General features: G+C 67.5%; 20 protein-coding genes and 1 pseudogene. 11 read left to right on the top strand and 10 right to left on the bottom strand.

Annotation, left to right across the window (positions count from 1 at the left end):
- The first annotated feature begins 90 nt into the window (after positions 1-90).
- Positions 91-1323, top strand: coding sequence for an NAD(P)/FAD-dependent oxidoreductase (locus ACFE7H_RS00325; protein ID WP_375399198.1), 1233 nt, complete (start codon positions 91-93; stop codon positions 1321-1323).
- 184 nt (positions 1324-1507) lie between these two features.
- Positions 1508-2809 (top strand): O-acetylhomoserine aminocarboxypropyltransferase/cysteine synthase family protein, encoded by a 1302-nt coding sequence (locus ACFE7H_RS00320; protein WP_375399197.1) that lies wholly within the window; start codon positions 1508-1510, stop codon positions 2807-2809.
- 162 nt (positions 2810-2971) lie between these two features.
- On the opposite strand, the gene ACFE7H_RS00315 is transcribed toward ACFE7H_RS00320, so the two are convergent.
- Positions 2972-3415 (bottom strand): hypothetical protein, encoded by a 444-nt coding sequence (locus tag ACFE7H_RS00315; protein WP_375399196.1) that lies wholly within the window; start codon positions 3413-3415, stop codon positions 2972-2974.
- Positions 3416-3644: 229 nt separating this feature from the next.
- Between ACFE7H_RS00315 and ACFE7H_RS00310 the strand changes: the two genes are divergently transcribed.
- The 3 genes from ACFE7H_RS00310 to ACFE7H_RS00300 all read left to right on the top strand — a co-directional run bounded on the left by ACFE7H_RS00310 (position 3645) and on the right by ACFE7H_RS00300 (position 6544).
- Positions 3645-5315: a sodium:solute symporter family protein gene (locus ACFE7H_RS00310; protein WP_375399195.1), complete on the top strand. Its 1671-nt coding sequence runs from the start codon at positions 3645-3647 to the stop codon at positions 5313-5315.
- Between the two features lie 40 nt (positions 5316-5355).
- On the top strand, positions 5356-5649 hold the full coding sequence (locus ACFE7H_RS00305) for a hypothetical protein (protein ID WP_375399194.1): 294 nt from the start codon (positions 5356-5358) through the stop codon (positions 5647-5649).
- A gap of 457 nt (positions 5650-6106) precedes the next feature.
- Positions 6107-6544 (top strand): CoA-binding protein, encoded by a 438-nt coding sequence (locus tag ACFE7H_RS00300; RefSeq protein ID WP_375399680.1) that lies wholly within the window; start codon positions 6107-6109, stop codon positions 6542-6544.
- Between the two features lie 158 nt (positions 6545-6702).
- On the opposite strand, the gene ACFE7H_RS00295 is transcribed toward ACFE7H_RS00300, so the two are convergent.
- The 4 genes from ACFE7H_RS00295 to ACFE7H_RS00280 form a co-directional block, all read right to left on the bottom strand.
- The gene (locus ACFE7H_RS00295) at positions 6703-7263 is read right to left on the bottom strand and encodes an NYN domain-containing protein (protein WP_375399193.1); all 561 of its coding nucleotides are present in this window, start codon (positions 7261-7263) and stop codon (positions 6703-6705) included.
- A 167-nt stretch (positions 7264-7430) separates the two neighbouring features.
- The gene (gene pgi / locus ACFE7H_RS00290) at positions 7431-9200 is read right to left on the bottom strand and encodes a glucose-6-phosphate isomerase (protein WP_375399192.1); all 1770 of its coding nucleotides are present in this window, start codon (positions 9198-9200) and stop codon (positions 7431-7433) included.
- Positions 9201-9367: 167 nt separating this feature from the next.
- Positions 9368-9748 (bottom strand): type II toxin-antitoxin system death-on-curing family toxin, encoded by a 381-nt coding sequence (locus ACFE7H_RS00285; protein WP_375399191.1) that lies wholly within the window; start codon positions 9746-9748, stop codon positions 9368-9370.
- Positions 9745-9942, bottom strand: coding sequence for a ribbon-helix-helix protein, CopG family (locus ACFE7H_RS00280; protein ID WP_375399190.1), 198 nt, complete (start codon positions 9940-9942; stop codon positions 9745-9747). Before ACFE7H_RS00280 ends, ACFE7H_RS00285 begins: the two co-directional genes overlap by 4 nt.
- Before the next feature lie 131 nt (positions 9943-10073).
- On the opposite strand from ACFE7H_RS00280, the gene ACFE7H_RS00275 reads away from it, so the two are divergent.
- From ACFE7H_RS00275 to ACFE7H_RS00255, 5 genes are read left to right on the top strand one after another with little or no spacing between them, the layout of a single operon-like run.
- On the top strand, positions 10074-10688 hold the full coding sequence (locus tag ACFE7H_RS00275; RefSeq protein WP_375399189.1) for a nucleotidyltransferase domain-containing protein: 615 nt from the start codon (positions 10074-10076) through the stop codon (positions 10686-10688).
- A complete protein-coding gene (locus tag ACFE7H_RS00270) occupies positions 10688-11128 on the top strand; it encodes a hypothetical protein (protein WP_375399188.1) in 441 nt (146 codons plus the stop codon). Before ACFE7H_RS00275 ends, ACFE7H_RS00270 begins: the two co-directional genes overlap by 1 nt.
- A gap of 31 nt (positions 11129-11159) precedes the next feature.
- The gene (locus tag ACFE7H_RS00265) at positions 11160-11906 is read left to right on the top strand and encodes a 3-hydroxybutyrate dehydrogenase (RefSeq protein WP_375399187.1); all 747 of its coding nucleotides are present in this window, start codon (positions 11160-11162) and stop codon (positions 11904-11906) included.
- Between the two features lie 40 nt (positions 11907-11946).
- Positions 11947-12828 carry an alpha/beta fold hydrolase gene (locus ACFE7H_RS00260; RefSeq protein WP_375399186.1) on the top strand — a complete coding sequence of 294 codons (882 nt, stop codon included), beginning with the start codon at positions 11947-11949 and terminating at the stop codon, positions 12826-12828.
- A gap of 20 nt (positions 12829-12848) precedes the next feature.
- The gene (locus tag ACFE7H_RS00255) at positions 12849-13877 is read left to right on the top strand and encodes an alpha/beta fold hydrolase (protein ID WP_375399185.1); all 1029 of its coding nucleotides are present in this window, start codon (positions 12849-12851) and stop codon (positions 13875-13877) included.
- Between the two features lie 9 nt (positions 13878-13886).
- Here ACFE7H_RS00255 and ACFE7H_RS00250 read toward each other — a convergent pair.
- The 3 genes and pseudogenes from ACFE7H_RS00250 to ACFE7H_RS00240 form a co-directional block, all read right to left on the bottom strand.
- Positions 13887-14021: pseudogene (locus tag ACFE7H_RS00250) on the bottom strand (ISL3 family transposase); the annotation flags it as partial.
- Positions 14022-14050: 29 nt separating this feature from the next.
- A complete protein-coding gene (locus tag ACFE7H_RS00245) occupies positions 14051-14632 on the bottom strand; it encodes a hypothetical protein (protein WP_375399184.1) in 582 nt (193 codons plus the stop codon).
- Positions 14633-15167: 535 nt separating this feature from the next.
- A complete protein-coding gene (locus ACFE7H_RS00240) occupies positions 15168-15365 on the bottom strand; it encodes a hypothetical protein (RefSeq protein ID WP_375399183.1) in 198 nt (65 codons plus the stop codon).
- A 395-nt stretch (positions 15366-15760) separates the two neighbouring features.
- Between ACFE7H_RS00240 and ACFE7H_RS00235 the strand changes: the two genes are divergently transcribed.
- Positions 15761-16909, top strand: coding sequence for a TIR domain-containing protein (locus ACFE7H_RS00235; protein WP_375399182.1), 1149 nt, complete (start codon positions 15761-15763; stop codon positions 16907-16909).
- A gap of 136 nt (positions 16910-17045) precedes the next feature.
- On the opposite strand, the gene ACFE7H_RS00230 is transcribed toward ACFE7H_RS00235, so the two are convergent.
- Both ACFE7H_RS00230 and ACFE7H_RS00225 read right to left on the bottom strand, forming a co-directional pair.
- On the bottom strand, positions 17046-20402 hold the full coding sequence (locus ACFE7H_RS00230; RefSeq protein WP_375399181.1) for a DUF499 domain-containing protein: 3357 nt from the start codon (positions 20400-20402) through the stop codon (positions 17046-17048).
- A gap of 76 nt (positions 20403-20478) precedes the next feature.
- Positions 20479-23304, bottom strand: coding sequence for a DUF1156 domain-containing protein (locus ACFE7H_RS00225; RefSeq protein WP_375399180.1), 2826 nt, complete (start codon positions 23302-23304; stop codon positions 20479-20481).
- Positions 23305-23351: the final 47 nt, after the last annotated feature.

Below are 23351 nucleotides of genomic sequence, written 5' to 3'. Positions count from 1 at the left end.
TCGTCGGAACATCGCGGTTGGCATCCGGCCCGCTTACCCGGCGGCCCGCCGCATCCCGCCCTCGCAGCGGGCGCGGTTAGGTTCGCTCGGGTGACCGAGGCGGACGTGGTGGTGGTCGGGGCGGGACTCGCGGGACTCGCGGCGGCCACCCGGCTCGTCGCTGCGGGCCGGTCCGTCCAGGTGCTCGAAGCCGCCGACGCTCCTGGCGGCAGGATGCGGTCCGAGGTGGTGGACGGCTTCATCGTCGATCGCGGGTTCCAGGTGCTGAACACCGCCTACTCCGAGTTGCAACGGCTGGACGTGCTGCAGCACCTCGACCTGCGGCGCCTCGACCGCGGCGCGTATCTGCGGTCCGGCGACGCGCTGCACCTGCTCGCCGATCCCCGTCGCATACCGGCCGGAGTCGTGGGGCTGCTCACCGGGCCGCTCGGCACGCTCGCCGAACGGGCGCGGCTCGGCGCGTTCCTGCTCGGCGTCGCCTACTTCCCCGTCGGCCTGCTGCGCCGCCGAGCGGATGTGCCCTTCCGCGACGCACTGCAGCGGCACCGAATCGACGGGGCGCCGACCGAGCACTTCCTGCGCCCCTTCCTGGCCGGCGTACTGCAGGAGGACGCGCTCACCACCTCCAGCCGGTTCGCCGAGTACGTGCTGCGCACCTTCGTCCGCGGTGACGTGGTGGTGCCCGCTGCCGGCATGGGCGCGCTGCCGGCGCTGCTGGCGGAGCGGCTGCCGACCGACACGGTGCAGACCGGCCGCGTCGTCACGGCCGTCCGGCCCGGCCAGGTGGACGTCGCCGGCGCCGGGACCGTCCATGCCGGCGCCGTGATCGTGGCCGCGGACCCCGTGCGCGCTTCCAGCCTGCTCGGGCTGCCGCAGCCGACGATGCACGCGATCACGACCACCTGGCACGCCACTCCGACGCCACCGACCGACCGCCCGATGATCGCGCTCGACACCGAGGGCGGCCCGGTCGCGAACAGCGTGGTGCTGAGCAACGCCGCCCCCTCCTACGGCTCCGGCGGCCGGGCGCTGATCGCCTCCTCGACCCTCGGACCGGAGCCGCTGCCCGACGACGTGCTGCGCTCGACGCTCGCCCGGCTGTGGGGCGTCGACACCGCATCCTGGCGGCAGGTCGCACAGAGCCGCGTGCCGCAGGCGGTCCCTGCCCTGCCCGGCGGCACCCGGCGCAGCGTGCAGGTCCGTGTGACACCTCGGCTGGCGCCCGGCCTGTACGTCGCCGGCGACTGGCGCGAGAGCCCGTCGTCGCAGGGCGCGCTCCGCTCGGGCCGTCGAGCGGCGGAGGCCCTGCTCGCCGACCGCTGACGGGCACGCTGCGGCTCCTGAATTGCTAAGAATTCAGGACAGATCGAGGTCCGGGTCCCGATTCGGGCCGATTCCGCCTGCATTCCTCGACTTCTCCTGAATTCCTCGGACTGTCGGAGGGGCAGAGCAGCGGAGGAGGAGCGCCCCGCGTCGCGTCACCGCGCGCCGCGGATACCCTCGACGCATGGCTGATCGCGAATACGGCTTCCGCACCAGGGCGATCCACGCGGGGAACATCCCTGATCCGGTGACCGGGGCCCGGGCGCTGCCGATCTACCAGACGAGCGCCTTCGTCTTCGACGACGCCGACGACGCCGCGGCCCGCTTCGCGCTGCAGAAGTTCGGCACCATCTACAGCCGCCTCGCCAACCCGACGGTCGCCAGCTTCGAAGAGCGCATCGCCAGCCTGGAGGGCGCGCTCGGCGCCGTCGCGACCGCCTCCGGGCTCGGCGCGCAGTACATCACCTTCGCCGCCCTGGCCGGCGCGGGCGACCACATCGTCGCCTCCGCCCAGCTGTACGGCGGCTCGCTCACCCAGCTCGACGTCGCGCTCCGCCGCTTCGGAGTCGAGACCACATTCGTGCAGTCCGACGACCCCGCCGACTTCGCCGCTGCCATCACGGAGAAGACCAAGGTCGTCTACGCCGAGAGCGTGGCGAACCCCTCCGGCGACGTGGCGGACATCGCCGGCCTGGCCGACGTCGCGCACGCCCACGGCGTGCCGCTGATGATCGACGCGACCGTCGCGACCCCGTACCTCTCCCGCCCCATGGAGTGGGGCGCCGACATCGTCGTGCACTCCGCGACCAAGTTCCTGGGGGGCCACGGCACCACCCTCGGCGGCGTGGTGTCGGAGTCGGGCCGCTTCCCCTGGCACAGCGAGCGCTTCCCGCTGTTCGGCGCGGCCGTCCCCTCGTACGGCGGCCTGGAGTGGAGCGGCAACTTCGGCGAGTACGCCTTCCTCACCCGGCTGCGCGCTGAGCAGCTGCGCGACATCGGGCCCGCGCTCGCTCCCCACTCCGCCTTCCTGCTGGCTCAGGGCGTGGAGACGCTGCCGTTCCGGATGCAGGCCCACGTCGACAACGCGCGCACCGTCGCGGAGTGGCTGGACGCCGACGACCGCGTCGAGTACGTCACCTGGGCGGGCCTGCCCGACCACCGGCATCACGAGCGCGCCGCGAAGTACCTGCCGAAGGGGCCGGGCTCGGTGTTCGGCTTCGGCGTGAAGGGCGGGAGGGAGGCCGGCCGCACGTTCATCGAGAGTGTCGACCTGGCCAGCCACCTGGCGAACATCGGCGACGCGAAGACACTGGTCATCCATCCGGCGTCCACCACGCACGCGCAATTGACCGAGCAGCAGCTGGTCGACGCCGGTGTGCAGCCGGGCCTCGTGCGCATCAGCGTGGGCATCGAAGACGTGGCGGACATCATCGACGACCTCGACCAGGCCCTCGAGGCCGCGGTGCAGCGGGTCACGGTCGCCTGACGCATCCGCGGAGCCGGGTCTCGCTCGCCCGCCTGCTGATCCGGCCCGCCCGCTGATCGACCGCGCTGGGGGGGGTAGGGGGGGTAGGTTGACCGGCCCGCGCAGGGCGGTGACCGGCCCCCGCAGGGCGCTGACCGACCGCCTGCGGGTCAGCGGCGCGGGCTACGTCGTCGAGCGACGCAGCAGGGCCGACCGGACCGAGAGCCAGACGGCGAGTCCGAGCACGACCGCCGCGACGACGACGTGCAGCGGAGTGAGCGCGTCGATGCCCAGGGTGCTGATGGCGTGCCCGAGCAGCCACTGCACGACGGTCGCCACGAAATAGACCCCGGCGGCGACCGCGAGCCCCCGCACGGCACGCAAGCGCGCGAAGGCGACGATCGCCGCGATCAGCGCGAACACCATCACCGGGTACGCGCCGAATCCGTGGATGTTCGTCCACGTCTCGCGGGTCTCATGGGGGATGTCGTCGGTGATGAATTCGCCCGAGGTGAAGTACTGGAAGACCACGAACAGGGCGCTGAGCCCGATCAGCACAGCGAAGGCGCGGCGCGGTCCGGTGGGCACGGAGGTCGTGGTCGTGGTCGTGCGGGCGGTGGCGGTCATGGTTGAACCTTCCGAGCGTCGGGCGACGCCTCCCGAGGGGCGCCTGCAGCGAGAAGGTACCTCAGGGATTGAGGGAAACCGCCATGGAACACGGTGGGCGCGATCGGTTCCAATTTCCGGGCTCGGGATGTTAGCGTTCCGCGGCGTCCCGGCAGCGTTGCCGGCGACGAGCGAGACGTCAGTGTGAAGGAGCACGACCATCACGACCACGTTCCTCCCGGCCGTTCCGATGGCCGGCAATCCGCTCAAGATCGACGCCCAGCCGATCGACTACATCCTGGTCGCGTTCTACTTCCTGCTCGTCCTCGGCATCGGGTTCGCCGCACGCCGCTCCGTGTCGAGCAGCCTCGACTTTCTGCTGTCGGGCCGCTCGCTACCCGCGTGGGTGACGGGTCTCGCGTTCGTCTCCGCGAACCTGGGAGCGACCGAGCTGCTCGGGCAGTCGGCGAACGGCGCGCAGTACGGCGAGCAGGCGCTGCACTACTACTGGATCGGCGCCGTGCCGGCGATGCTGTTCCTCGGGCTGTTCATGATGCCCTTCTACTACCGCTCGCAGGCGCGCAGCGTCCCGGAGTTTCTGCGCAAGCGCTTCGACCGCACGACGCAGCGCCTGCAGGCGGTGCTCTTCGCCGTCGCCTCGGTGCTGATCGCCGGCGTCAACCTCTACGCCCTCGCGCTGGTGGTGAACGCCCTGCTCGGCTGGCCGATCTGGCTCGCGATCGTCGTGGCCGGCTTCATCGTGCTGGCGTACACCCTGCTCGGCGGCCTGTCCGCGGCCATCTACAACGAGGTGCTGCAATTCTTCGTGATCATCGCCGCGATGATCCCCGTCACCCTGGTGGGCCTCGCCCGCGTCGGCGGCTGGAACGGCCTGGTCTCCAAGATCTCCGCGCTGCCCGGCGGCAAGGCGACCCTGACCCCGTTTCCGGCGGAGCAACTGACCGGCATCACCAACAGCATCGGCAGCACGGTCGGCGTGGTGCTGGGGCTCGGCTTCGTGCTGTCGTTCGGATACTGGACGACGAACTTCACCGAGGTGCAGCGGGCGTTCTCGGCCAAAGACGCACCCGCGGCCATCCGCACCCCGCTGATCGCCGCCATCCCGAAGGCGCTGGTCGCGCTGATCATCGTCGTGCCCGGCATGGTCGCCTCGGTGTTGATCCCGCAACTGGTCGACCTGAAGAAGGGCGGCTCGGGCGGCGACGTCACCTACAACAACGTCATCCCGCTGCTGCTGCAGAACCTGCTGCCGAACGGCTTTCTCGGCGTGGCCCTGGCGGGCCTGCTCGCCGCGTTCATGGCGGGCATGGCGGCGAACGTCAGCTCGCTGAACACGGTCTTCACCTACGACATCTGGCAGGACTGGATCCGCCAGGGCCGGGACGACGCCTACTACCTGCGGGTCGGCCGCGTCGTGACCGTGGTCGGGACCCTGCTCGCCATCGGGACCGCCTTCATCGCATCCGGATTCAGCAACATCCAGGACTACATCCAGACGCTGTTCTCGTTCTTCAACGTGCCGCTCTTCGCCGTCTTCATCCTGGGGCTGCTCTGGAAGCGGATGACGGCGCCAGCCGGCTGGTCGGGCCTGCTCGCCGGCATCGTCGGCGCGGTCATCGTCTTCATCCTGAACACGGCCAAGGTGTTCAGCTTCTCCGGTCAGGGCTCCAGCTTCGTCGGCGGCACGGTCGGATTCGTGCTCGCCATCGTCGTGGCGGTGATCGTGTCCTACCGCACGGAGCCGAAACCGGAGTCGGAGTTGCGGGGACTCGTTCGCGGACTGACCGACGGCGCCGAGGCGCTCCCGCGGGATCCCGGGTTGCTCCGATCGCCCTACGTGCTGACCGGTGTCGCCGTGGCGATCACGGTCGGCGGGTACGTTCTGTTCGCGGTCGCCTGATGAGGGTCGGTACGAGGCAGTCGGGCATGAGGAGGTTCGCATGAGCGACACGGGTGGCAGCGCCGGGCAGCGGTTCCTGGCCAAGTTCTTCGAGTTGCGGATGATCATCGCGGTGCTCTTCACCATCTACGGCCTGGTCTGCATCGTCTGGGGCATCGGCTTCACCTCCCAGGCCGAGCTGCAGAAGGCCGCGGGGATCAACGTCAATCTGTTGGCGGGTATCGGCATGCTCGTCCTCGGGCTGGCGTTCGGCGCCTGGGCGCTGCTCAGCCCCATTCAGGCGGAGGCGCCCGCCGAGGCCCGCAGCGAACGGGCCGAGGACACCGCCGGCTGACCCCCGGCCCGCCTGCTGCTGCTGCGAGCCTCCGCCTCCCGCACCCGCTCGGGCCTCGCGCACCGCGGCGCCGGGATGTGCGTGTCCGACGGGACGTGCGAGCGGCGGGGCCGCGGCCGCTGGCGTCCGACATCCCGGCTCGACGGCAGAATGGGCTGCGGGAGGCGCCATGGACGAGACATCGGACAAATTGGTCAGCAACGCGGCCGGACCGGGTACGGCAACGCAATCCGCGGTCGCGGCCGAGGACGGCGCCGTCGTGACCGCGCAGCACGAGAGCGGGTCGGAGTCCACACCGGCATCGGCACCTGCCGAGACGTGCGCCGTACCCGCGAGGGGCGAGGCGTCCGGCTCCGGCTCCTCCTCTTCCTCCGCCGGCGCCTCTGCGCACGGCTCGGCACACGGCTCCAAGGCGGAGCGCACGTGGCACGGCCCGGATGCGAAGCAGCGACTCCAGATCCTGCGGCGCGCGAAGAGCGTCGCGATCGTGGGTGCCAGCCCGAACCCGGCGCGCTCCAGCTACTTCGTCGCCACCTACCTGCTGTCCACCAGCCCGTACCGCGTCTACTTCGTCAACCCGCGGGCCAAGGAGATCCTGGGCCAGAAGGTCTACCCCGACCTCGAGTCGCTGCCCGAGGTACCCGACATCGTCGACGTCTTCCGCCGCGGCAGCGACATCCCGCAGGTCATCGATGACGTCGTGAAGATCGGCGCCAAGACGATCTGGGTGCAGCTCGGCATCTGGAACGAGGACGCGGCCTACTACGGCGAGCGCAGCGGCCTGACCGTCGTGATGAACCGCTGCATGAAGATCGAGCACGCCCGCTTCCACGGCGGCCTGCACCTGATGGGCTTCGACACCGGCCAGATCACGGCGCGCAAGACGATCCGCTGAGCCACGCCATCCGCGGACAAGTCCGGGAGGCTCGCTCCCACTCCGCGCGGTACTGACACCGTTCGGGCGGTGTGTACGCCTACCGCGTGGAGGTGCAGGTACCGCGTGACGCCGACTGGGCGCCGGGCCTCGGATCGACCGCGGCGCGCACGCTGCGGTCAGCGCAGGAACGCCTCCGGGTCGAAGTCCGCAAGCGGGATGATCCGCACGCGCGGCAACGGCGAGTTGAAGGCGTGCACCTCGGTCTCCAGGTCGTAGAGCGGCACGTCGAGGGCCGCGTAGGCGCCGCTGACCAGCTCCGGGAATCCGATGATGCCGACGCGGTGGTGGGCGTCGAGCAGCCGCTCGACCTGCTCGATGAAGTCGCGGTCGTGGCTGCAGAGCAGCACGTCCGCGTCACGGCCGATCAGCGCGTCGAGCGTGCGCTGGATGCCGATGTCGACGACCTTCTCGTTCGCGCTGCCGGCGAGCGGTACCGGCCGGAAGCCCGCGCCCTGCAGCGCGGTCACGAACGGACCGGGCAGGTGCCCGTTGGAGGCGTTCAGGAAGAAGAGCCCGGTCGGCTCCTGCCCCCACAGCGTGCGGGCGAAGTCGATCACCCGCTCCCAGCGGGGCCGCTCGCCCGGCTCCGGCCGGCGGCCGAGCACCGTGTTGCCCAGGGTCGCGTCGATGTTCTCGCCGTCGACGAGGACGAAGGTGCGCCGTGCGGTCGCTGCCATGGTTACTTCCGATCCTCGCCACGAGTATGTGTATCGCTCAGGGACTGCGGTACGGGCCCCGGCATGCCCATCAGTCCCCTGCCTGGACAGTCCCTTGGCTGCCAGTCCCTTGCCTGTCCCTCGGCTGGACGGATGGCGGCAGAATGAAACCCGCGCACCTCGCGCCGTCAGCCCTCGCGCAACTGCAGGTACTTCGCGATCAGCGAGCGGGTGGAGGCGTCCTGCGACTGCAGCGCCTCCGCGTCGCCCTGCACGGCGGGCGTGACCTCGAGCGCCAGCTTCTTGCCCAACTCCACACCCCACTGGTCGAAGGAGTCGATGCCCCAGATGGTGCCCTGCGTGAACACGATGTGCTCGTAGAGCGCGATCAGCTGCCCGACCACCGACGGGGTGAGCGCCGGGGCGAGGATGGAGGTGGTCGGCCGGTTGCCGCTGAACGTGCGCGCGGCCAGGACCGACTCGTCCGCTCCCTCCGCCCGCACCTCCTCCGCCGTCTTGCCGAACGCCAGCGCCTTCGTCTGGGCGAAGAAGTTGGCCAGGAACAGCGAGTGCACGTCGGCGCCGGGCGCCACGGCTCCCCCGTCGCCGGAGTCGTCGGCGAGCGGATGCGCCGGGTTGGCGACGGCGATGAAGTCGGCCGGGATCAGCCGGGTGCCCTGGTGGATCAACTGGTAGAAGGCGTGCTGGCCGTTGGTGCCGGGCTCGCCCCAGAAGACCTCGCCCGTGTCGGTGGTGACCGGTGAGCCGTCGGAGCGCACCGACTTGCCGTTCGACTCCATGGTCAACTGCTGCAGGTAGGCGGGGAACCGGTTCAGGTACTGCGCGTAGGGCAGCACCGCGTGGGTCTGGCCGCCCAGGAAATTCGTGTACCAGACGTTCAGCAGGCCCATCAGCACGGGGACGTTGCGCTCCAGCGGGGTGGTGCGCATGTGCTCGTCGAGCGCGTGGAATCCGGCGAGGAACTCTCGGAACCCGTCGGGCCCGATCGCGACGGCCAGGGACGTGCCGATGGCGGAGTCGACGGAGTAGCGGCCTCCCACCCAGTCCCAGAAGCCGAAGGCGTTGTCGGGGTCGATGCCGAACGCCTGCACCTTGTCGAGCGCGGTGGAAACTGCGACGAAGTGCTTGGCGACGGCGCCCGTGCGGGCCTCGTCGGTGTCGTCGATCAGGCCGAAGTCGGTCAGGCCCTCCCACAGCCACTGCCGCGCGAGGCGCGCGTTCGTCAGGGTCTCGAGCGTGCCGAAGGTCTTGGACGCGACGATGAAGAGCGTGGTCTCGGGGTTCAGGTCCGCGGTCTTCTCGTAGACGTCGGAGGGGTCGATATTGGAGACGAACCGCACCTCCAGCCCCGCCTGCAGGTACGGCTTGAGCGCCTCGTAGACCATGACGGGCCCGAGGTCGCTACCGCCGATGCCGATGTTGACGACGGTCGCGATCCGCTTGCCGGTGACGCCGATCCAGCTGCCGTCGCGCACGGCGGTCGCGAAGGCGCCGACCTTGTCGAGCACCTGCTGCACGTCGTGGTCGATGTCCTGCCCGTCGAGCACGAACGGTGCGGGGGGCTGCAGGTCGGCCGCGTCGGCCGATCCGGCAGCCGGGCGTCGGAGCGCGGTGTGCAGCACGGCGCGATCCTCGGTGGCGTTGATCCGCTCGCCCGCGATCATGGCGGCGTACCGCCCAGGCACGTCGACGTCCTTCGCCAGCTGCAGCAGGTGCCCCAGGATCTCGTCGGTCACCAGGTTCTTGGAGAGATCGACGGTCAGGTCGGCCGCCTGAAAAGTGAACCGCTCCGCCCGGTCGGCCTCCGCCGCGAACCACCCGCGCAGGTCGGGCGTGAAGCCGTCGGCGATCGCGGCGAGCGCCCGCCACGCGTCGGTGCCGGTCGGGTCGACGGGACCGGAGGGGGTGCTGCTCGGGGTGGGTGGGGTGGTCGTCACCGGTGTGCTCCGCTTCATCTCTCAGCGCCCGGCCGCGCCCGCGGATGAGCAGACCGGTACGCCGAAACGACCGTAGCGCCGCAGGGCGCGGCCCCGCAGGGAGGGCGGAGCCAAGCCGAGCGATGGCGAGCGGCCGAGCCGGTGTGCCCACTCCGACGGCTACCCGGTCAGCCCGTCGCTACAGTCGCGAAGCGGATGCGCGTGGCGATCGCCCCGACCTCGTCGAGTCGCCCCTCCGCGATGTCGGTGATGAAGTCGAACGCCTCGTCGTTGGAGAACTGCAGTTCGAGCCCGTTGACTGCGAGGAAGACGATCAAGCCGACGAGTCCGAGCCGCTTGTTCCCGTCGATCAGCCCGTGATTCCGCACCAGCGAGTGCACGAGTGCGGCCGCCTTGTCCTCGATGCCCGGATAGGCGTCCACGCCCGCCACCGTTGTACGCGGGCGGGCGAGGGCGGATTCGAGCAGTCCGGCGTCCCGGAGCCGCGCGGGCGCGCCGAGTGTCCGTTCCGCGACGTGCAGCAACTCCTCCAGGGTGAGGAAGATCACTTCGCGAGTCGCGCCAACGCCTCGGCATATCGCGGCAACGCCGCGTCCAACACCCCGTCGATGAGCTCGGCACGACTGCGCTGCTCGATGTACTCGCGGACCGCCTGCCGAGCGACGTCCTGCATGGAGCGCCCCTCGAGCTCGGCGCGAGTACGCAGCGCGTCGGCCTCAGCGTCGGTCAAACGCAAGGTCATGGGCATGATTGGATGGTATCACTCGTGACACCACGTGTCGGGCCGGCAGCGCGAGCGCGTGGGCGAGCACTGGACCCTCCGGATGTACTAGAAGTCAGTACAATTGTACTGTTTCGCGGTACACTCGGATTATGAACCTCTCGAACTCGCTGGAGTCGCTGTTTCGGCCGACCGTGGCGACCGCATTGCTCACGCTCTCCCGTCTGGGCCCCATGAGCGGTCGCCAGGTCGCGCGGGTGACCGGTGCGGCGTCCGCGAGCGTCACCCGCACCGCGCTGCTCGAGCTGGTGAGCATCGGCTTGGTCGCTGCGACGGCTCGCCCGCACGCCGTCGAGTACGCCGTGAACGAAGATCACCTGCTCTGGCCCGCGGTGAAACGGGCCCGGGACATCCGGTCCGAACTCGACGACGAGATAAACAGGTTGGCCAAGAAGCACGCCGCGGCCGGTACGTCGGTGCTGCTCTACGGATCGACGGCCCGCTTCAGTTCGACCGCCGACAGCGATGTCGACCTGCTTGTCGTGCATCCGGACCACACGACGCTCGGCGAACGCGACGCGTTCAGCGAGCTGCTCGCCGGCCGCGTCGAGGCGTGGACCGGCAACCGCGCGGAGATCTACGACGTGACCGATGCGCAGCTGGCCGAGCTGGTTGGCAACGGCGATCCGATGGTCGAATCATGGCGACATGAAGCCGTACTCGTCGCCGGCGCGAAGCCTGCGACCCTGGAACGCGGTGCAAGGTAGTGGCTGCGCAGTCCAAGGTCATCGATGCGGCGGGTATTCGGGAGCGGGCGGCGAGAGCGCACGCCTTCCTCGTGGTGGCGGAGGACGCGGAGGGTGCACCGACAAGCGCCGTGAGGGCGGTCGGTCTCAGCAACGCCGTCGAGGCCGGCATCGCCGCAAGCGACGCGATCTGCGGTCATCGCCTGGGTGAGCATTCGCACGGCGATGACCATCGAGCAGCGGTCGCCCTGCTCAAACGGGCGCTCCCCGACGATTCGAACGCCGCCGCCGCCCTCGGGCGTCTCCTGGACGTGAAAAACCGTGCGCAGTATGGAGCGGGGGAGATCTCGAAACCGCTCTGGGCGCAGAACCTGGCGCGCGCTCGACGACTCGTCAGCACGATGGACGAGGTGCTCGAGCGGTCGCCCGGCGCAGAGACGAACCGCAGCACGGCGCGATGAGCCAGGATCGTCTCGAGACGAAGGAGTCGGCGTGAGCGATCTCCAGGGCAAGCGGGCGCTTCTGACCGGCGGCGCGAGCGGCATCGGCGAGGCGGCCGCGCGAGCGCTGGCCGCGGTCGGTGCATCGGTGACCGTCGCGGACCTCGACGGCGAGGGCGCCGCGCGGGTGGCGGCGGAGATCCGCGGCACCCCGTGGCAGGTCGACCTGTCGAAGCCCGAAGGGCTCGACGAGCTCAGCCTCGACGTCGACGTGCTCGTCAACAACGCGGGCGTCCAGACCGTGAGCCCGATCGAGGAGTTCGACCCGGCCCGCTGGCGCTTCATCGTCGACCTGATGCTCGTCGCGCCGTTCCAGCTCGTCCGGGCGGCGCTGCCGGGGATGTACGACCGCGGCTGGGGCCGCGTCATCAACATCAGCTCGGTGCACGGCCTGCGGGCGAGCGCCTACAAGAGCGCGTACGTCTCCGCGAAGCACGGCCTCGAGGGGCTATCCAAGACGATCGCGCTCGAAGGCGGGGCGAAGGGCGTCACCAGCAACTGCATCGAGCCGTCCTACGTGCGCACGCCGCTCGTGGAGCAGCAGATCGCGGATCAGGCGCGCATCCACGGCATCTCGGAGGACCGCGTCGTCGAGGAGATCATGCTCACCGAGACCGCGATCAAGCGCCTCGTCGAGCCGGCCGAGGTAGCCGACCTCGTCGTCTGGCTGGCCGGCGACACCGCGGCGATGGTCAACGGCGCCTCCTACACGATGGACGGCGGATGGAGCGCGAAGTGACGCGTCCAGCAGGTGGCACGCGACGGCAGCGGAGCGCCGGATGACCGAGTGGCGCACCCACGCCGTCGCTGTCGACGGAGGCGATCTCGCGGTTGCGGAGACCGGCCCGGAAGACGGCCCGGTCCTGCTCGCGATCCACGGGATCACCGCGTCGAGCCGCTCGTTCGCGGCGCTGGTCGGCGCGCTGCCCGAGGTCCGCATCGTCGCGCCCGACCTGCGCGGCCGCGCCCGCAGCAACGACCTGCCCGGCCCGTACGGCCTGCGCCGTCACGCGCAGGACGTCCGCCACGTCCTGCATGCGCTGCGCCTCGACTCGGTCGTCGCCCTCGGCCATTCGATGGGCGGCTTCGTGACGCTGCTCGCGGCCGCGGATGAGCAGGAGCGCATCGCATCCGTCGTGCTCGTCGACGGCGGGCTGCCGCTGACGCCCCCGCCAGGTGTCGATCTCGACGCGATCGATCCGAAGGCGCTGCTGGGGCCGGCCTTCGAGCGCCTCACCAGGGTGTTCCCGTCGCGCGCGGAGTACGAGCAGTTCTGGATCGGGCATCCGGCGTTCGCGGGACAGTGGAGCGACGACCTCGCCGAGTACGTCGACTACGACCTCGACGAGGTGCCAGGCGGGTTCCGCCCATCCGCTGTCCCGGACGCGGTCGCCGCGGACCAGCGCGAGCTCTTCGGCCCCGAGTGGTACGTCGAGGCGCTGCACTCGGTGCACCAGCCGGTCGTCGTGCTGCGGGCGCCGCTTGGCTTGCAGGCGCAGCCGCCCGGCCTCTACCCGCCGGGCGCGCTCGAGGCGGCCCGTCAGGAGCTGCCGCAGCTGAGGATCGTCGAGGTCCCGGGCGTCAACCACTACACGATCGTCATGGCGAGCCCCGGCGTCGACGAGGTCGCCGCCGCGGTCCGCACCGCCCTGAACAACTGACCGAGAACGAAGGAGTTCACATGCAGACCACCCTCGACGGGATCACCGTGCACGAGGTGCCCACCGACCGCCTCAGGGCGAACGTGATCGAGCGCCCCGCATCGGGCGTCCCGCGCCGCACCGTGGTGCTGATCCACGGCAACGTCTCGAGCAGCCTGTTCTTCCAGCCACTGATGCTGGCCCTGCCCGCCGACGTGCGGGCGCTGGCGATCGACCTGCGGGGCTTCGGCGACAGCGAGACCCTGCCGGTCGACGCGAGCCGCGGGCTGCGGGACTTCAGCGACGACGTCGCCGGCGTGCTGGATGCGCTGGGCACCGGCCCCGTGCGGATCCTCGGCTGGAGCATGGGCGCGGGCGTCGTGCTGCAGCTGCTGCTCGACCGTCCGGATCTCGTCGACTCCGTAATCCTGGAGTCCCCGGTCAGCCCGTTCGGCTTCGGCGGCACGAGGCCGGACGGAACGATCCTGAACGGGGGCGCGGGCTCGGGCGGTGGCGCGGTGAATGCCGCGTTCGTCGCCGCGGTCGAGGCGCAGGACACAGGCGACGGCCCGTCGAGCCCGCGCACCGTCTACCGCACGACGTACGTGAAGACGCCGGACCCCGACCACGAGGACCTCTGGGTCGAGTCGATGCTCACGACGAAGACGGGCCTCGACAACTACCCGGGCGACTCGACCCCGTCGGAGTCGTGGCCCGGCTTCGCGCCCGGTACCCGCGGGGTGCTCAACACGATGGCGCCGACGAACCTCGACCTGACCGGCATCGTGGACATCCCGAACAAGCCGCAGATCGTCTGGATCCGCGGCGAGGACGACGCCATCGTCTCGGACGCGACGTACTTCGACTTCAACATGCTCGGCAAGGCGGGCGTCGTGCCCGGATGGCCGGGCGAGGACGCCGCTCCCCCGCAGCCGATGGTGACCCAGACCCGCGCGGTGCTCGACCGCTACGCGGCCGCAGGAGGTGCGTACGAGGAGATCGCACTGGCGGACTGCGGCCACTCGCCGCATCTCGAGTTTCCGGAGGTGGTGCTGCGCGTGCTGGTGTGATCTGCCAACGCAGCCCGGACAGCGCCAGCGGCGCACGACGACGTGCAGCACGGTCGGGCGCCAACCGTACGGCTCGTGCGCGAGGCGCCGGACCAGGCTGTCCCACGGTGAGCCCTCGTAACCACACCACCGGCAACACCGGTCATTGAGTTACAAAAAGTTGAGGCAGCGGCTCACAGTTGGCCCAGCCGAACGCGCCAGTGTCGAATGATGGCGTCGAGTCGTTGTCCGTAGCACGGATTTATTGCCCGCCAAGTCGCGATCGGGTCTCCGTGCCACCAGTCTCGAACTTCCTCGAGTGCGTCGACGGACTCGCGGTCCAAGGGACCCCAACCGGTTGGGTCCGGGTACCAAAACCGGATTGCATCTGAGACCGGCGCGAGTTGTACGGGGATCGCGGCGAAGCCTGCCGCCTTCAGCCCCCAGCTTCGATGGCGGCCCTCGCACCAACGCGCTTCCGGAGCACTCAGCTCCAGCTCGCCCAAACGAAACCACGAATCAATGACACGCTGCTGATCCGAGTTGAGGTCGTCCGCGCCAGCGCACTGGATCTCGACGGTTAGCTCAAGCGGATCCAGGGACGCGGAGTCGATCGCTGTCATGACCTCGAAGATGCAGTCGCCGACCGCGCCCCACCCTCCGCGCAGCTGTCCGGCGTACCGAGGAGGGTCATCGTCGAGATCGGGGTCGGTGACGATCGCCTCCGACGCTGGCAAGAGGAACCACGCTGCTGGCGCGTCGACTTGAACTTTCACGGGCGTCGGGCCCGAAGATGTTCGCTGGTCATCGTCGCTTCTTTGGGTCGCTCGGCCGCTCCACTGGTGACCCGAACCCGACCACGTGTCAAAAGCCGCAGTACTGGCAGTGGACCGCCTCGGCGCCCTTCGTGACGCGCGCAGCGATCGAGGCCGCCTCGATTCGCGACTCGATGGGGGCTCGCTTCATTGGACACTTACACCTCTCATGGCGGCGAGGCTAAGCGGCCCCTACGACACTGGAATCTGCTCGTTGCCGTCGGCTGCCGGATAAGTCGCCTTGGCTCTGGGGCGATGACGTCTGCGGAGTGACGCCCCCGTCACATTCGGTTACTCAGAGGTTCGACCGCGGTACGCCGGCGACCGCCTCGAGTATTTGCGAGCCAGCGGGCGCGCGTCGCGATGTCACCCGTGGCCAGCGTGTCCACGTGTTGTTCGTCCCGAGTGACACCGCTCACCGCTGACCGATCCGACAGCGCGTCGGGTCGGAGCGCACACGCTCTCGCGGGCGATCAACACCCTCCCGCGCGCCCGTTCACACTGCATCCAGCTCGTCGGTAATGGCGCCAGAGAGCCGCTCGAGATCTCGAGCGAGCCAGGCGTCGGCCTGCTGGGCGGCGACGAACCGAACGACGTCGGCTTCGGAGAGGAACTGCGGGCGCGCGTTACGCACCGCCTGCTCTCCGACGGCCGTGCCGGTCAGGGTCGCGGTGGCAGGGATGCCGTCGGACACCGTCCGCAGGACCTCTGCGGAGCGGTTGCGCAAGCCGCGCCGCGCCAGTCGACCGTGCGCTCAGGGTTTCTGAGTCGACCCGCACACCCGCGCGAGATATCGACTGCAACGATCAGATCGCCCGCTTGAAGGCTTTCCACTCCATCGACGCGCATGCCAAAATACGCCCCCGATCAGGTAGACACTGCAATTACATGGCAATCTGCTTAAACCATCTACAAGATAGCTCCTGTCGTCCGCAGGGCCGTGAAGCCGTGCGGAAGTGCGTTGTACGGCCAGACACCCTGTTTCCCCATGGTTCTGCGCCCGGGAGTGCGCTGCTTTCTCGCACTTCTCTTCTTGACTCCACGACAAGACTACGCTTACGGTCCTGCCATGGATATGCAGGAGGGCAAGTGAGCGGGACTAAGGATGACGACCAGGTGACCGGCGACGTTGGGCGGCGGAAGCGCTTGAGCCAGTCAGACGTTCCGAGCCGATCCGTGAAGGAAGCGCTTCGTGTGCCGATCGTGTTGCGAGACCAGTACGGGAAGCAGGCCACGCGCCCGTTCATGGTCGCGAAGGCTATGGAGATGTCGCCGACAGGAAGCACCTTCCGAGCCGTGAGCGGCGCAGCGGTTGCCTACGGACTCACCGACGGCGCTGCCCAAAGTGACAGCGTCGCGCTCACCCCGTTGGGACGCCGCGCGATCGCGCCGACGGAAGAAGGCGACGACATAGCCGCACTTCGCGAGGCTGTCATGCAACCCCGCGTCGTAAGGGAGTTCCTGCAGAAGTACGACTCCAATCGGGTACCAACTACGACGATCGCTAAGAACGTGTTGGAGGACATGGGGGTGCCCGTTGAGGCGTCGACGCGTGCACTCGAGATGATCATCGACAACGCCGAGGCGGTTGGGTTCCTGCAGGAGATCAGTGGTAACCGTTACGTCAACCTCCAGAGCCCGACGCCGGTGGCCGCCAACCCCGTCGAACCTGTTAACGAGGAGGATTCGAAGTGCGAAGGCGCGACCGACATCTTGCACCAGAAGATCGCGGAAGCCGGCCAAGAAGCGGCCGTGCCGTCGACGCCCGCCCCTATCCAGGCGGCCAATGACTTGGCCACTAACAAGCGGGTCTTTGTGAGCCACGGCAAGAACGCCGCCATCGTTGGACAATTGAAGGAGTTGCTGTCATTCGGGGGCTTCGACCCAGTCGTCGCCGCGGAGAACGAGACCGTGTCGAAGCCGGTCCCCGACAAGGTCATGGACGACATGCGCTCGTGCGGTGCAGGGATCGTGCATGTCGGCGCAGAGGAGAAATTCGTAGACTCCGCCGGCAACGAGGTGACACGTCTCAACCAGAACGTGCTAATCGAGATCGGCGCGGCGATGGCACTATTTGGCCGGAACTTCATCTTGCTGGTCGAGAACGGCGCACAGCTCCCCTCGAATCTGCAGGGGTTGTACGAAGTCCGGTACGACGGCGAGAAGCTCGACTACGAGGCGACGATCAAGCTGCTCCGCGCCTTCAACGACTTCCGCTCCTCCAGCGCGAAGGAGTAGGGCTATTGCGCGAGGACCTCGACGATCCGCGCTAGGTCGACCGCGAAGACCATCTCAACGACGCCAAGCACCGTACGCGCCAGGTCAAGACCGGGCAGGTCCCCGCGATTTACGCCGCGAAGGGCTACCTGGTTTGTTACTCCGCCTCAAATTCATTTGTAGTGAACTTCAGGGTGGATGCGTTCTCCCGAATAGTTCGAAGCTGCTGCTCGGTGAAGCCCTCAGGGAGGACGGCATCAACCGCGAGCGAAATCGTGAGTTGCGCGCCCGATGCGGCGAGGTTTGCAAGCACCTCGACAGCGACCTTGGCAAAATCGGCCGAGTAACGATCAGCATTGATGGGCACGCTCCCGACGTAACGGGTCACGGCCCGTTGACCAGAATGTGCTGGCGTCTGATCTTCCACAACCGTCGGTGTCGTGGAGTCTGGTGCTGAGGGTGCGACCGTGTCGGGTTCCTTTTTCGTCGCCAGCGAGGCCAGATCAGCGGAGCGCTGCACTTCAGCCCGCATCGGTTTGACGATCAAGGTCGCGTCGGACACCGGGGCGCGCCCAGTCTCACCCGGGAACCACAGTCCGATGTAGCGACCAGTTGACTCGTCGTACCTGTCGGCGACAGCAAAGCCCTCCAACTGCCACAGCAGAGGTTGGTTGTCAATGGCGTCAATCAGCACCTCGCGCGACCGCAGACGCGGCATGTATGGGTACTGCGAGTACAAGCCCCACAGCGCGCCGATAGCAATGTGTCCGTTCGTCCAAGCGGCGGGAACCTGCGTCTCGAGAGCGAGGCGGATCGAGCGAGCCGCGTGCTGCGTTGAGTAGGCGCCCGCGCTGCCGAGCTTCTTAGCGACGCGCTCCGCGAGCGAGCCTGCCTGCCCGTCAACCTTTACCTCCTCCAAACCAAACGGCGAGCCGGGGTCGGGCGAGACCGGGTTGAGCACCCACACGTATGTGAGAACAAGCCGGTCGTCGACCGTGCGGCCGAACTGCTGGCACTTCTCATTCGCCTGGGCGAGTTGTTGCGGCGTGAGGTTCAAGTCGTTCGCCTTGTCGGTGATCTCCTTCCACGCCAGGAACGAACGGGTCGCCTGATCCAGCTCGGCCAAGCGCTCCTCGTCAGGCGCTAGGAACACCACCATGTTCCGGTTCGTCCGGTTCGCAGTTCCACGGCGCTCTGTTGCCTGCTGCGCAAATTGGTGAGCAGCGGAGTGGGCGATTTTGCGGCGGTGCTGGTACCGCGGGTGCAGGACGACCAATCTTGCCTGATCGGTGTCCGGGATGTCGGCTGAGTCGCTCGGCCCGACGTGCACGCCAGCGAAGTCCGACCGCGCGCGCTCCTCGCCGCGTAGACGCTTGACGATCTCCGCCCAGACGTCCTCGGGGTGTAGGGCCTCTGCAGCGTCCTTCGCCCGGCGAGTGATGTTGGCGTGGGTGTCGTACCAGTGCTTGCCGGCGGACGAGTAATAGTACGTAGTGCGATCGCCGAGCTGCGTGAGCGCGGAGTGGAAGTTGCCGACGACATCGCCGGGCACTGCGCTTCCAATGAAGACACGTTGGGTATCGATGCCCTTATGCGCGGTGCCGATGGTGGGCGCTGCGCCGAAGAATACCGTGCGCGCGAGACGTTTCGTCACTGATCGCTGACCAAGCACCGGCTTTTCGCTGTCGATTCGGGCCGGTTCGGAATTCGCTCCGTCGACATCTGCGTCGATAACAGCCTTCCACGAGTCCTGGAGGTATTGCGTCAGCTCTGCGTTCACAGAGGCGACAGCGAGCGGGACGGAGCCAGGCAGGATCAACGGCCCCTGGTCCTCGCCCGCCCAGAGGGCGTGGATCACGGCATTCATCAACCGCAGCACGCCGCGCGTGCGCTGGAACCGTTCGAGCGACGACCAGTCCTCGTACAGCCGGTCAAATAGCTCTGGGTGCAACGGGTAGGTCTGCTGAATGCGTCGCGCGTACTGCGGATCGCTCGCTTCTCTCGGAAACTCCGTCGCGTTGTCACGGTAGAAGTCGCTGAACGCCTTCGAGGTGGCCGCGATCTGAGCGAGGGCCTTTGCATCCTCCGCTTCGAATAGACGCTGCTTCACGATTCGATAGGCCTCGTCGCTGGAGGCGGGCCGCCACTGGTCAGCCACGCGACGGACAACGTTCTGCAGCTGCTTCAACGCCTCCATGCCATTTGACCCACCTACCTCTACGGCAACGCCGACGACATCTCCGCTGTCGTCACCGTCGTGCGATGCGGGAATGGAGATCGCGAGAAGCACACCGGGAGTCGACTTCGCGGCTTCCGTGAGCGACTGCGCGAAGGTGAACTGCGTGCTGAACGTGCCGCCCGCCAGGTCCTCGCGCCCGTACAGCTGACGTGCGTAGGCGACCCATTCATCGATGAGAATCACCGCGGGTGCGTGCTTCGCCAGAAGCACGTGGAGGTCTCCCCCGGGGTTCGTGTGCTTCTCGTCGTGCTGCCGAACGATTTCATAACCACCACGCCCGCCCAACTGCCAAGCAAGCTCGCCCCACAGGGTGTTAACGCGAGTGCCGTCGTCTTTCGTCTCGCCCTGTGGGGCAAAGTGATTGCCGACGAGCGCAACCCGAGTCGCCTCGATCCCATCGGTCGGGTAACCGTTCGCCGTCAACAGCTCCTGCGCGGCCTGCGGGAACCGGTCCAGCGGCAAGCGTCCGGCCAGATGCCACAGCGCGAGCATTGAGTGGGACTTGCCGCCACCGAAGTTGGTCTGAAGGTTGACTACCGGTGAGGCATTCGCATCGCCAGAGAGCCTCCGCACGGCCCGCCCGATCAGGTCGCTCAGTCCCTCTGTGAGGTAGGTGCGGGCGAAGAACTGCGCGGGATCGGCGTACTCACCACTCGTCGAGGTCGAGCCTTGCGCGACCTTGTAGAGATCCGCAGCGAACTCGCTGGACTGGAAGCTGCCAGTAGCCACCTCATCCCGGGGCTTCAAGACCTGCCGCCACGGCGCCACCCCTGACGTTCCGGGCACGACGGTCAACGACTTGAGCGTCCGAGAGTCCTGCTTGTCAGTCGCGATACGACGTAGGTCGAGGCGGATTGCGTCGACCTTGTCGGCGGCGAACGTCTGCCCCACCGCGGAGAGCAGCAGTCGGGCGTAGTCGAGTGCGCGTAGTGCGGAGTCGTCGTCGAACGAGGCGTTGTGAGCCCACCGGTTTCGTGTCTCGCGGAGCAGGCTGGCGTAAGCCTCGTGCTCGCGGGTGACGACGCCCTTGAACGGAAACCATCCCTGCTTCACCCGGCCGGTGAGCCCCTCGGTCAACATCCGGAGCTGCAGCGCTGGGTCGTTGCGGCTGTAGGACTTGCCAGTGATGCCCTTCTCCTGGTCGGCCAGCTTGACCACGAGAGCCCAGTCGGAGGTACCGACCTGCGGCTCCAGCGCCTCTGCGATGAACAGGTCGAGCGCTTCCGCGAGAACCTCGAACATTCGGCCAATGCGATCGCGATTCGATGTCGCCATTTTGTGTTCCTCCGCCTTGAGGGTGATTTCAGCTCCCGGGAAGGGGTCTGCCGTCGTGCTTGCGCGCTATTGCCGCCTAGACCACGTCGTCAAAGTCGAGCGTCCTCGCAGTGATGACTTGAACGGGCGTGCGCCCTGAGTCGAGCAGTTCCGACCACGACGTCGCGATGCCATTGAAAGAAATCGCGTCGCGTGTCCAGCCGTTCTTCTCAGCTACCTGGAACAGCAGGTAGGCCAGCTCTTTCACGAGGTCGAGGTCGACTGCTCCGTCGGATCGTCGACTCGCCTGGTAGAGGAATGCGCCTGCGGCAGTGATGCCCTTAGTCTCCTGGATGCGAATCGTGTGCTGCAGCGCCTCCCACGCAGAGGTGTGCTGATCCTTGGCCACGTCATAGTCGCCGGGTAGGCCCGAGGGCTTGTGGAGCCGCACCTTCCCCGCGCGAGCAGTCAAGATACCGCTCTGTTCCATGGCTGACACCGCCGTCGCGCGGGCTCGAGCCAAATCCTCCGCACTTCCATAGGCCCCGGCTTCATACCCGTTGCCTCGATACCAAGCGATTGCGAAGCGGGTGATCGGGTCGAAGTCGCCCTCCTGCTCCGTCAGAAGCTCGTCCAAAACTTCATTAATTCGCGACAGCGCAGCTCGCACGGTCATTTCCGACCCGTCTGACTCGATGACCTTTGCATATCGTGAAAACACCGCTATGCCCGGACCGACAGCTGACTGCGGAAGGTCGACGGGCGCGATCCCGCCCTGCTGCAACTCCCGCAGCGCCGGACCAAGCTCGCGCTTCATCGCGGCGATGAAGCCGCGGCGGTCCATGGTGGGCGCGCCATCGGGTCGCGGTCGCAGCGCAAGTACAACAGACGAGGCGAGGGCGTTCGTGCCCCTCGCTAGCATGCGACCCGAACCCTCAGTTCGGACAGGCCATGTGGCGGTAACAGACCATCCAGCCCGAACAATACCTCCCAGGATCATCTCCCAGCCAGTTGATGCCTCGCCGCCGTCGCCGCCCTCGTCGGCTTCAGTCTGCTTAAACGCGTAGTACACAGTGATCGGATAGTCATTTGTCGCTGACTCGCGCGCATGTGCAAAGACATGCTCGAACCCAGTCTCGAAGAAAGCTTTCGCGCCGTCCTTGCCTCCGTGGCGATATGGATTCGCAACGAGTTCATCGGCCTTGGGGACGAGTAGCGTGCTCAGGAGCGTCGGGTGCACCGTGCCCAGCGAGTGTCTAATCCAGACGTAAAAGAAGTCACTGAGGTCTGAATAACCGATGTTGTCGTAGTATGGCGGATCTGTCGAAATGAGGGTGCGCTGGAACGCCAGCGTTGACGCGTCCGCCTGTTTGACGACTACCGAGGTTCCAGCGGGTAGCGCATCAAGAACGTCGCTTGCGCGTTCGACCGCGGAGGCGAACGTTCCTCCACCATCCCCAAGCGGGTACGACTCTGCAAAGTCCCAGACCATCGGGATTGCTTGCCGCGTAAATGTCTCGCGAAATGCACCTCGGTCACTCATCCAACTCGTCACGCTCGAGCCCACGTTCGTCGACTTGCTTACCGCCAACCCGAGGTAGGTGGCGACCGCGTCGGCGTAAGCCGCCGCGCCCATGCCTCCCGGTTCCAGACGATCACCTTCAGATAGCCCTGCCTTCCGCGCGTCGGCGAAGACTCTGCCACGGACATCCGAGACAAGGTCGCTGAGAGTCGTCAGCGCCGTCAGCTGCCGGTTTGTGAAGAGGTCCCTGAATTCGGTTAGTCCATATCGGTACACGTTGATACGTCCCGGCCAGTCGAAGAGTTCACCCGGCGGAACATCACCTGGTGCTGCGACGTCTGCCGCAACAACCTGTTCGGGTGTTGGGGCAAGATATGTACGCGACCGGCTGCCCGCTGCGACGATAGCCATGAGTTGCGAGCCGAGCCCGACTTGCCGGCTCGTCTCGCGTATGTATTCGAGCGCCACGGCTGAACCGCACGAGATGCAGACTGCTCCAGTGCGACCAACGCTCCCGTCCTCGTTCGCCCGCGGTGCCTGCTTCATGTCGCGCCCGACGGTGTACCTCACCTTTCGGTCGACCACGGTGGGAACGACGTAGGCCTCCTTGCCCTTCTTCTTGCCAAGCCACCAGGAGCGCACGAGCGGCATCGCAATACCGCACGCTGGGTTTGGACAGGTGACGGTACGCGCCCAAATCCACGCAATGACGGTCGCCTCCCCGCCCCCTGGGAGCTTCGCTTTTGGATACAGCTGTCCGATGCGGTTCTCGGCGGCGTCCCTCATCCATGCCCCGTAGCGCCGCACATCTTCTGCGAGACCCGTTGCCCTGGGCCAGTCGGTCCGTGTGCCTGCAGCGCACGGGAACACCGGCTCGTGCCCGGCGAACTTTGGTGGAATCTCGATCAGCGCTTTGTTGATCAAGACAGCAACAGGATTAAGGTCGCTCGCGTGGGCCTCGAGCCCGAGGCGCTGAGCCTCTAAGGGGATAGTTCCTCCACCTGCGAACGGATCCAGGATCGCGGGCGGATTGCCGTTCGTCGATCTCATGATCTCGGCACGGACGGCGTCGAATAGCGCCTCGTCACCCAGGTTGTCCCAGTTGACCATCCGTGTCATTAGGTCGAACAGGCGATCTCGCTCCTGCTTGATGCGGGCAGCGGCCCAGGCCTCGGGGTCTTCTTGTCCAGTCTCGAGAGCCTCAGCGAGGAATTCGTCCTCGCGTGCCGATGGGTCGTCGACAAGCTGCGAGAAGAGCACCGCCCGGGCGGTTGCGAGCGGACGCCGTGCCCACCACAGGTGCATGGTGCTTGGGTGCCCATGCCGGATCGACTTCTCGCGGGCCGACTGCTTGTTGATCTCGTCGAGTGGGATCGACACCTCGATCAACTTGCGCTTCACAACCACTGAGCTCCTCCGATGGGCACGCACATAACTGGGGGGCGATG

The organism is uncultured Amnibacterium sp. (genome assembly GCF_964250715.1).
Lineage (GTDB): Bacteria > Actinomycetota > Actinomycetes > Actinomycetales > Microbacteriaceae > Amnibacterium.
This window is presented reverse-complemented; position numbering and strand designations above follow the sequence as displayed.